The sequence below is a fragment of the Bradyrhizobium sp. AT1 genome (assembly GCF_001590795.1).
Classification (GTDB): Bacteria; Pseudomonadota; Alphaproteobacteria; order Rhizobiales; family Xanthobacteraceae; genus Bradyrhizobium.
On sequence record NZ_JXDL01000001.1, the window covers coordinates 4,174,895 to 4,185,715 of the forward strand.

5 protein-coding genes and 1 pseudogene are annotated in these 10,821 nt (G+C 61.7%); 4 read left to right on the forward strand and 2 right to left on the reverse strand.

Features of this window, described 5'->3' with window-relative positions; genetic code table 11:
• Positions 1-518, reverse strand: a pseudogene (locus SE92_RS36755) (hypothetical protein); the annotation flags it as partial.
• Between the two features lie 492 nt (positions 519-1,010).
• Between SE92_RS36755 and gltB the strand changes: the two are divergent.
• From gltB to SE92_RS35965, 4 genes are all read left to right on the forward strand, one after another.
• On the forward strand, positions 1,011-5,744 hold the full coding sequence (gene gltB / locus SE92_RS19470) for a glutamate synthase large subunit (protein ID WP_063197561.1): 4,734 nt from the start codon (positions 1,011-1,013) through the stop codon (positions 5,742-5,744).
• A 174-nt stretch (positions 5,745-5,918) separates the two neighbouring features.
• Positions 5,919-7,370: a glutamate synthase subunit beta gene (locus SE92_RS19475; protein ID WP_063197563.1), complete on the forward strand. Its 1,452-nt coding sequence runs from the start codon at positions 5,919-5,921 to the stop codon at positions 7,368-7,370.
• Between the two features lie 210 nt (positions 7,371-7,580).
• Positions 7,581-8,729: a P-loop ATPase, Sll1717 family gene (locus SE92_RS19480; protein WP_245324646.1), complete on the forward strand. Its 1,149-nt coding sequence runs from the start codon at positions 7,581-7,583 to the stop codon at positions 8,727-8,729.
• 277 nt (positions 8,730-9,006) lie between these two features.
• Complete coding sequence (locus SE92_RS35965; RefSeq protein WP_157095565.1) at positions 9,007-9,597, forward strand: hypothetical protein; 591 nt, start codon at positions 9,007-9,009, stop codon at positions 9,595-9,597.
• On the opposite strand, the gene SE92_RS19485 is transcribed toward SE92_RS35965, so the two are convergent.
• On the reverse strand, positions 9,594-10,821 hold a 1,228-nt coding region (locus SE92_RS19485), incomplete at its 5' end, for an outer membrane beta-barrel protein (RefSeq protein ID WP_063197566.1). The two genes, SE92_RS35965 and SE92_RS19485, sit on opposite strands and share 4 nt — an antisense overlap.

The window sequence follows — 10,821 nt, forward strand, 5'->3', positions numbered from 1 at the left end:
CGCGGCGGGCCGCCGCGGACCATGGTTGGCGGCGGTAGTGCGGTTTGCGGACCGTAAGGCGCGGCCGTGGGCTCCTCATAGGCCGGGGCCATGCCATAGGCATCCGCATTTGGCATGAAGCGCAAGATTCGTCCGTCGCGGGCGTCGATCACGAGCCGGCCGTCGTCGCCGCGCCGGTCGATCACCGCGATGGTGTAGACGCCGCCGCGCAGGCGCGGGATGCCGAGCGGCGAGAAGCCGTTGTCGCGCAGCACCGCATAGACCTCGGTGGCCGGCAGCAGCGCCGCTGCCGGGCCGCGATCCTCATAGCCATAACCGTAACCTTGGCCTTGGCCGTAACCGTAGCCTTGCCCGTAACGCGGCGGCGGTGGCGGGGCAGCGTCCGGCGGCGCATAGGGGCCGTCGAAATCCGACACGGAGATCAGTGCCCCTCCCGCAATACCGCTCGCTGGAACCTGCGCCTGAGCCATGGATGCAGCCAGCGTGGCAGCAGCCACACATCCTGTGAAAAACTTCATGATCGACACGCTCCTGTCAGGCCCTAAACGGCTTGCGCTCTTTCGCTTCTTGCGGCGTGGCGCGCCTTCCGAAGGGTTGATCCGAAGCTTCATTTGGGATTTCGGCGTCCGCAGGGCCGGATCGGGGCGCGTTTGCTTCAAAACCGGGGCCGCGCAACTTTTGGAAAGCGATCGATTGACTTATCGGGAATCGGGACTTCCGCACGCTTGTGTGCTAGACAAAAATTTGGCAAGGTGATGGTTAGGACAGGAAGACTGTCTCAATTTTGCTCGCGGTTCCGGCACAGGGATTGCAGCGAAAACCGGCACTTTCGAGCGCCGGCAAGATACCAGGCAAAGCCGTTCTCGGGGACGAAGAACGCCTAGGCCTGAATTTAAGAAAATGCGGCTCGCGAGCGGACGAGCGGTGACCCAGAGGCGGGTGCCGCGGAACGCCCAAGGTGCGCCGAAGATGGCGGTGAGGCAGCTTGCCGCATGGAGAGGATTGGAACAATGAACGGGTCGCAAGTCGAGCGCGCAAACATCGTGGCAGAACAGCTGTCGGCGACCGCCGCCTCGAAAACGACCGATCCGATTCAGGAACATAATTCGCGCCCGCCGGCCGTTGGCCTCTACGATCCGAGCCTGGAAAAAGATTCCTGCGGCGTCGGCTTCATCGCCAACATCAAGGGCCAGAAGTCGCACGCGATCGTCGCGGACGCGCTGAGCATCCTCTGCAATCTCGAGCATCGCGGCGCCGTCGGCGCCGACCCGCGCGCCGGTGACGGCGCCGGCATCCTGGTGCAGATCCCGCACGCCTTCTTCAGCCGCAAGGCCGGAGAGCTCGGCTTCACGCTGCCCCAGCCCGGCGAATACGCCATCGGCGCGCTGTTCATGCCGCGCGACACCGCCTGGCGCAACGTCATCAAGAGCATCATCGCCGACCAGATCAAGGAAGAGGGCCTGACCCTGCTCGGCTGGCGCGACGTGCCGACCGACAATTCCTCGCTCGGCGTCACCGTGAAGCCGACCGAGCCCGCCTGCATGCAGGTGTTCATCGGCCGCAACGGCACCGCCAAGACCGAGGACGATTTCGAGCGCCGGCTCTACATCCTGCGCAAGTCGATCTCGCAGGCGATCTACCAGCGCCGCGACCGCGGGCTTGCGGGCTACTACCCCTGCTCGATGTCCTGCCGCACCGTGATCTACAAGGGCATGTTCCTCGCCGACCAGCTCGGCAAGTACTATCCCGACCTGCACGAGAAGGATTTCGAGAGCGCGCTCGCGCTCGTGCACCAGCGCTTCTCGACCAACACCTTCCCGGCCTGGTCGCTGGCGCATCCCTATCGCATGATCGCGCATAACGGCGAGATCAACACGCTGCGCGGCAACACCAACTGGATGGCGGCGCGCCAGGCGTCGGTGAGCTCCGAGCTGTACGGCAAGGACATCAACCGGCTCTGGCCGATCTCCTACGAAGGCCAGTCGGACACCGCCTGCTTCGACAACGCGCTCGAATTCCTGGTGCAGGGCGGCTACTCGCTGCCGCACGCCGTCATGATGATGATTCCGGAGGCGTGGGCCGGCAATCCCCTGATGGATGAGAAGCGCCGCGCCTTCTACGAATATCATGCCGCGCTGATGGAGCCATGGGACGGCCCCGCCGCGATCGCCTTCACCGACGGCCGCCAGATCGGCGCCACGCTCGACCGCAACGGCCTGCGGCCCGCGCGCTATCTCGTCACCAAGGACGATCGCATCGTGATGGCGTCCGAGATGGGCGTGCTGACGATCCCCGAGGACCAGATCATCACCAAGTGGCGCCTGCAGCCCGGCAAGATGCTGCTGGTCGACCTCGAACAGGGCCGTCTCATTCCCGACGACGAGATCAAGGCCGAGCTCGCCAGGAGCCATCCCTACAAGGAGTGGCTGGAGCGGACCCAGATCGTGCTGGAAGAGCTGCCGAAGGTGCCGACCACCGGCGTGCGCTCGAACCTGTCGCTGCTCGATCGCCAGCAGGCGTTCGGCTACAGCCAGGAAGACATCGCCATCCTGATGACGCCGATGGCAGCCACGGGCGAGGAAGCCGCGGGCTCGATGGGCAACGACACGCCGATCTCGGCGCTGTCGGACAAGGCCAAGCCGCTGTTCACCTACTTCAAGCAGAACTTCGCGCAGGTCACCAACCCGCCGATCGATCCGATCCGCGAGGAGCTGGTGATGAGCCTCGTCTCCATCATCGGACCGCGGCCGAACCTGTTCGACCTGCAGGGCCTTGCCACCACCAAGCGTCTGGAAGCGCGCCAGCCGATCCTGACCGACGCGGATCTCGAAAAGATCCGCTCGATCTCGGACGTCGCCGACACCCACTTCAAGTCGCGCACGCTGGACACCACCTTCCACGCCGGCCTCGGCGCGGCCGGCATGGACCAGGTGCTGGACGAGCTCTGCGCGCGCGCCGAGAGCGCGGTGCGCGAAGGCGTCAACATCATCATCCTGTCCGACCGCATGGTCGGCACCGACCGCGTGCCGATCCCCTCGCTGCTGGCTTGTGCGTCGGTACATCATCATTTGATCCGAACGGGCCTGCGCACCTCGGTCGGCCTCGTCGTCGAATCCGGCGAGCCGCGCGAAGTGCATCACTTCGCCTGCCTTGCCGGCTACGGCGCGGAAGCGATCAATCCGTACCTCGCGTTCGAGACCATCATCGCGATGAAGGACCGCCTGCCCGGCTCGCTCGACGATTACGAGATCGTCAAGCGCTACATCAAGTCGATCGGCAAGGGCCTGCTCAAGGTGATGTCCAAGATGGGCATCTCGACCTACCAGTCCTATTGCGGCGCGCAGATCTTCGACGCGGTCGGTCTGAAGGCCGACTTCGTCGCGAAGTTCTTCGCGGGCACGCATACCCGCGTCGAGGGCGTCGGTCTTGGCGAGATCGCCGAAGAAGCCGTGCGCCGACATGCCGACGCGTTCGGCGATGCCCAGGTCTACAAGACCGCGCTCGATGTCGGTGGCGAATACGCCTATCGCAGCCGCGGCGAGGACCATGCCTGGACCGCGGAATCGGTGTCGCTGCTGCAGCATGCCGCGCGCGGCAACTCGCAGGAGCGCTATCGCGCCTTCGCAAAGATCCTCAACGAGCAGTCGGAGCGTTTGCTGACGCTGCGCGGCCTGTTCCGGATCAAGAGCGCGGAGGAGGAGAAGCGCAAGCCGATCCCGCTCGACCAGGTCGAGCCGGCCAAGGACATCGTCCGGCGCTTCGCCACGGGCGCGATGAGCTTCGGCTCGATCTCGCGCGAGGCCCACACCACGCTCGCGATCGCCATGAACCGGATCGGCGGCAAGTCGAACACCGGCGAAGGCGGCGAGGAAGCCGATCGCTTCAAGCCGATGCCGAACGGCGATTCCATGCGCTCTGCGATCAAGCAGGTCGCCTCGGGCCGCTTCGGCGTCACCACGGAGTATCTCGTCAACTCCGACATGATGCAGATCAAGATGGCGCAGGGTGCCAAGCCCGGCGAAGGCGGCCAGCTGCCCGGCCACAAGGTCGACGCGACCATCGCCAAGGTCCGGCATTCGACGCCGGGCGTCGGCCTGATCTCGCCGCCGCCGCACCACGACATCTATTCGATCGAGGATCTGGCGCAGCTCATCTACGACCTCAAGAACGTCAATCCGACGGGCGACGTCTCGGTCAAGCTGGTCTCCGAGATCGGCGTCGGCACGGTGGCCGCGGGCGTCGCCAAGGCGCGCGCCGACCATGTCACCATCGCGGGCTTCGAAGGCGGCACCGGTGCATCACCGCTGACCTCGATCAAGCATGCCGGCTCGCCCTGGGAGATCGGCCTGGCCGAAACCCACCAGACGCTGGTGCGCGAGCGGCTGCGCAGCCGCATCGTGGTCCAGGTCGACGGCGGCTTCCGCACCGGCCGTGACGTCGTGATCGGCGCGCTCTTGGGCGCCGACGAGTTCGGCTTCGCTACCGCGCCGTTGATTGCGGCCGGCTGCATCATGATGCGCAAGTGCCATCTCAATACCTGCCCGGTCGGCGTCGCGACCCAGGACCCCGTCCTGCGCAAGCGCTTCACCGGCCAGCCCGAGCACGTGATCAACTACTTCTTCTTCGTTGCGGAGGAAGTCCGCGAGATCATGGCCTCGCTCGGCTTCCGCACCTTCAACGAGATGGTCGGCCAGGTTCAGCTGCTCGACCAGACCAAGCTGGTCGCGCATTGGAAGGCCAAGGGCCTCGATTTCTCCAAGCTCTTCGTCAAGCAGAAGGAGGAGAAGGGCCAGAAGATCTATCACTCCGAGCGCCAGAACCATCATCTGGAGGCGGTGCTCGACCGCTCGCTGATCGAGCAGGCCAAGCCCGCGCTCGACCGCGGCGCGCCGGTGAAGATCGAGGCCAATATCAACAGCACCAACCGCTCCGCGGGCGCGATGCTGTCCGGCGCCGTCGCCAAGATCTACGGCCATGCCGGCCTGCCGCACGACACCATCCATGTCAGCCTCAAGGGCACTGCCGGCCAGGCCTTCGGCGCCTGGCTCGCCCACGGCGTCACCTTCGAGCTCGAAGGTGAAGGCAACGACTATGTCGGCAAGGGCCTCTCGGGCGGCAAGATCATCGTCAAGCCGCCGAAGAACTCCGCCATCGTGCCGGAAGAAAGCATCATCGTCGGCAACACCGTGATGTACGGCGCGATCGAGGGTGAGTGCTACTTCCGCGGCATCGCCGGCGAGCGCTTCGCCGTGCGTAACTCGGGCGCGGTTGCCGTGGTCGAGGGCGCGGGCGATCATTGCTGCGAATACATGACCGGCGGCATCGTGGTCGTGCTCGGCAAGACCGGGCGCAACTTCGCGGCCGGCATGTCCGGCGGCATCGCCTATGTGCTCGACGAGACCGGCGACTTCGACAGGCTGTGCAACATGGCGATGGTCGAGCTCGAGCCGGTGCTGTCGGAAGAGCTGATCAACGCCGGCACCTATCACCACTCCGGTGACCTCGAAGCGCACGGCCGGGTCGACGTGTTCAAGAACCTGCTCGCCTCCGACGTCGAGCGGCTGCACGTCCTGATCTCGCGCCATGCGAAAGCCACCGGCTCCAAGCGCGCCGCCGACATCCTCGCCAATTGGAAGGACTGGCTGCCCAAATTCCGCAAGGTGATGCCGGTCGAGTACCGGCGCGCCCTGCGCGAAATGGCCGCCAACGCGGACGCCGAGCCGAAAATCGCGATCGGGGCGTAAGACTATCAGCGCCCGTCATTGCGAGCGTAGCGAAGCAATCCAGACGTTCTCCTCGGTTACAGACTGGATTGCTTCGTCGCTTAAGTGCAAAATTGCCCCGCAATTTTGTCACGAGCACCTCGCAATGACGGTGGGGAAGCAACAGACGATTAAGCGGCAGGGACTTCGGGTTTAATGGGCAAGATCACGGGTTTTCTCGAAATCGAACGGCGCGACCGCAAGTACACCCCGGTCGCCGAGCGCGTGAAGCATTACAAGGAATTCGTCGTTCCCCTCTCCGAGAAAGAGGTGCGCGACCAGGCCGCGCGCTGCATGAATTGCGGCATTCCCTATTGCCACGGCACGGGCTCGGTCGCGCCCGGCACGCCCGGCTGCCCGGTCAACAATCAGATCCCTGATTGGAACGACCTCGTCTACCAGGGCAATTGGGAAGAGGCCTCGCGCAACCTGCACTCGACCAACAATTTCCCGGAGTTCACGGGGCGCATTTGTCCGGCGCCGTGCGAGGCGTCCTGCACGCTCAACATCGACGACAACCCCGTCACCATCAAGACCATCGAATGCGCGATCGTCGACCGCGCCTGGGACAATGGCTGGCTCAAGCCTGAGATCGCAGCCGTCAAGACCGGCAAGAAGGTCGCCGTGATCGGCTCGGGCCCGGCCGGCATGGCCTGCGCGCAGCAGCTCGCGCGCGCCGGACACGACGTGCATCTGTTCGAGAAGTACGCCAAGGCCGGCGGCCTGCTGCGCTACGGCATCCCCGACTTCAAGATGGAGAAGGGCGTCATCGACCGCCGCGTCAGGCAGATGGAAGGCGAAGGCGTCACCTTCCACTACAACAGCCATGTCGGCGCTGACGGCAATGTCGATCCGCGCGAGATGCTCAACGAGTACGACGCGGTGGCGCTGACCGGCGGCGCGGAAGCCCCGCGCGATTTGCCGATCCCCGGCCGCGAGCTCGCCGGCATCCACTACGCCATGGACTTCCTGCCGCAGCAGAATCGCCGCGTCTCCGAGGAGCCGCTCGGCGGCGTCCAGGAGATCCTGGCCGGCGGCAAGCACGTCGTCGTCATCGGCGGCGGCGACACCGGATCTGACTGCATCGGCACCTCGCTGCGCCAGGGCGCGCTGTCGGTGACCCAGCTCGAGATCATGCCCGCTCCCCCTGAGCGCGAGAACAAGGGCCTGACCTGGCCGAACTGGCCGCTGAAGATGCGGACGTCCTCCAGCCAGGCCGAAGGCGCGGTGCGCGAATACGCCGTGCTGACGCAGAAGTTTTCCGGCGAGAACGGCCAAGTCAAGAAGCTGCACTGCGTGCATGTCGACGACAAGTTCAAGCCGATCGCCGGCACCGAGTTCGAACTCGACGCCGACCTCGTCCTGCTCGCGATGGGTTTTGTGCATCCCGTGCACGAGGGCTTGCTCAAGCTGCTCTCGGTCGAGCTCGACCCGCGCGGCAACGTCAAGGCCAACACGCTGGACTACCAGACCTCGCGCCCGAACGTGTTCACCGCCGGCGACATGCGGCGTGGGCAGTCGCTCGTGGTGTGGGCGATCCGCGAGGGCCGGCTGTGTGCAAGGTCGATCGATACGTTCCTGATGGGGAAGACGGATCTGCCGCGCTGAGTGAAGCGCGCGAATTGGTAGCCACAAGTGAGACTGTCGTCGCCTGCGTAAGCGGGCGATTTTCTTATTCCGCACCGCACTATCGGGGCCATGAACCAAATACTTAAGACGTAACTGCTTGAGCGATATCCGCGCTGGCCGAAAGATGAGCTAAATGGTAATCGTCGAGGTTGTTATAGTGTCTTCCTGCTCGATTCGACGGAATGACGTATGCCAAAATTCGACGATGAAACAATAGAAACTCTTTTTGGCGCAGACGACGCTGAACACGAGAAACCTGAGCGCTTTAAGCAGTACTTCTTTTATAATGGAGCTTACGATTCTGTTGTTTCCAATCTGGCGATTCGAGTGCTGGTTGGCCACAAGGGGGTCGGGAAAAGTGCCTTGCTTAAGCGGGCATTCCTTGCAGACAGCGAAGCTTCCAAGATCGCGTTTTGGCTTCAATCCGGCGATATCGACGCGATTAGACCGATCAACTCAACTGCGTCATCACTTGTTGCGCGGATCGAAGGCTGGAAGCAAGGTATTTCGGCTTTCTTGGCATCAAGCCTTCTAAAACTTCTCGATCCAGAAACGTACGAGTCAACACTCGATAAGATACGAAGTGGCAGCACGGCGTCACTCCGCGAGGTATATACGAGGGCAATCGAGATTTACGCGAAAGAACGCGGCGTTGACCCAGGAGCTGTCACGGTCACTTTGTATATCGATGACATTGATCGCGGATGGACAGCGAATTCTGAAGACATCAAGAATATTTCTGCTTTGCTAAACGCAATGCGCGATATTGCAGGGCCAGACGACCGCATCCGCTTCAGGATTGGCCTCCGCAGCGACGTATATTTTTTGGTTCGGACGTCGGATGAATCTACAGACAAGATCGAGCGAAATGTAATCTGGATCAAATGGAATAACGATGAAATTTTGCGTCTAGCAGCAAAGCGCATCCAAACCTTCTTCAAAGTAGAAGTCGACGAAAAAGCGCTCAAAGCACTGCAACAGCCGCAGATAACTCAGACCATACTCAGCAAGGTGATCGATCCGGTATTTCGGGGGAAGGGGCACTGGGATAACCGGCCCATCCATAACGTGCTGTTATCACTCACGCGAGCTCGGCCTAGAGATCTAGTTAAACTTTTTCACGGAGCCGCCCGCAGGGCTCAGAGTCGAAACCATCAAATTATCTCGTCAGAGGACCTCGACGATAGCTTTCAGTCGTATTCTCAAGAGAGACTTCAAGACATCATCAACGAATTTCGCACCGAACTGCCTCAAATAGAAAACCTTCTCCTGAACATGAGGCCGACAAAAAAGCAGTATCGAACCGCGGAAATTATCAGTTTTCGACCGACCGACTGAATGTAAAGCTTCACGAGATCATGCAGCATGTAACGCTGCGATTTGCGAACGGTCGCTATGTAACTCCTAGGAGCCTGATCCAATTTCTGTACAAAATCGACTTCATTACCGCGAGGCGAAAGACGGCATCGGGGATTGATCGCAAATACTTTGATGAGAGTCGATTTCTTGCAACTGAGATAGTTGAATTCGGATACGGATGGGAAATACACCCAGCTTACAGATGGGCTCTTCAACCGCAGGATATTCAAGCCGTCATTGATTCCTTGGATTGATCGTGATCAGCGTACCAACATGGTCATCGCTTCGGGCGATTGGAAACTCGCCAGCAGCAAAAGCAAGCATACTTATTCCATTTCTCGGCTATCTTATTCTTTTCAACAAGCGTCTCGTCGAGGCGCTCGCCTTTCGCTGCATTGACTATCCGTGCCAAGAACAGATTCTTTTTCCAAATCTGTATTTTCTGTATTTTGGCCTAACGATTTTTGGCCTTGGCTCTTTCCTTTACCAAGTACAGTGCGACCCAAGAATTAAGCGATTTGCGAACGTGGAGGACTACGTCCTCTCCGTCAGAGACATAACAACAAATCTCGAGCTGGAGCACCACCAGCATAAAATCGACAGTTTAATGGGAGAGTCGTTAGCGACTAACGATTTTTTGGGCGCGCAACTCACCGACCCAGATTTGGCCCCCTCCATCAAACTTGACATTCTAACAAGACACTATCGCGCCCTAGATTCGTCAAAAAAGGTTGGTCGGTTGTTGGTTGCCGCTGCTTATTTTTCGGGGCTGGGACTTTTGGCCATACCTTCGATAGCCACTTTGATCCAAATAACTCGGTCTTTAGTTGGCAGTTGGATTGGCTAGTTCTGCAGCCTCACCCCGACCATCACCACCGTCCCCTGCGAGCTGGACCCCGCCTGGTTCGAATCCAGGATGTCGTGGCGTAGCGTGCCCTTGACCCAGATGTTGCGGTTGAGCTTGTAGATCAGGTTGCCTTCGAGCGAGTAGGTCTTGTCGTTGCGGTTCTGGCCCTGGTAGTCGAGCGTGCCGTAGGTGAACTTGCCGACGGCGGTGAGCCAGCGGCGGAAGTCGTGGTCGACTTCGGCCGAATAGGTGCGCACCAGCACGCCTGAGGAGCCGGGGATGGTGGTCTCGGCGATCTGCGTGTCGGTGAAGAACTTCACCGTGGTGAGGCCGCTCGCGTTCCAGATCAGCGAACCCGTGGTCAGGAAGCCTGCGAGCTGGCTGAGGCGCGGATCGGTGTAGTTGCGCGCGGAATAGCCGACCGAGATCTCGCCGGTGAGGATGCGCGAGAATTCAAAGGACGAGCCGACCTTGGCATAGCCGCCGTTCGAATCGCGGAGGTAGCCGTTGCGATCGGCGGCCAGATCGTGGACCCGGGTGTCGCCCTGGATCTCGACGAACGGCTTCAGGCCGGGCTTGAGGTCGTAGGAGAAGCGACCGATGCCGCCATACTGGTTGAAGTCGCGATCGTTGTTGGTGAATGTCGTGCCGTCAGTGAGCTTGGAGTCCGTATAGGCGGTGCGATCGACGGTGGCGCCGGCGGCGACCTGGAAGCGGTTGAAGGTCTGGTCGAAGCCGACCGTGGTGCCGTAGGCGGCGTAGACAGGATATTTCTGCAGGCCGGCCTGCACGTTCGGGCTGCCGGGATTGTCGGTGGCGAGGCGCAGCCGCAGCTGCGAGGTCAGCTTGAGGTCGCGATCGACGTCGATGCGGCCGTCGACATGGCCGTTGAAATCGGGACGATTGGCCTCGACCGGCGAAGGCGAGGCAAAGCCATCGATGGTCGCCGGCATGTTGGTGGTGTAGCCGGAGAACGAGCCGCGCAGATCGGCGACCAGTGCGTGGCGCTCCCAGTCGGACATCACAACGAGGTCAGGCGCGACGACGTAGACCGGGGAGCCGACCGGCTTGTTCAGACGCGTCGGATTGGTGTCATAGCCGGTGGAGAGCTCGAGCCCGCCCTTGATCAGGAAGCTGCCGGCATAGTCGCCGACGGCTCCGAATGGATCGTCATCCGTCTTGAGGCGGCGGCGCTGCGGCTGGCCGGGCACGGTGCCCGCCATC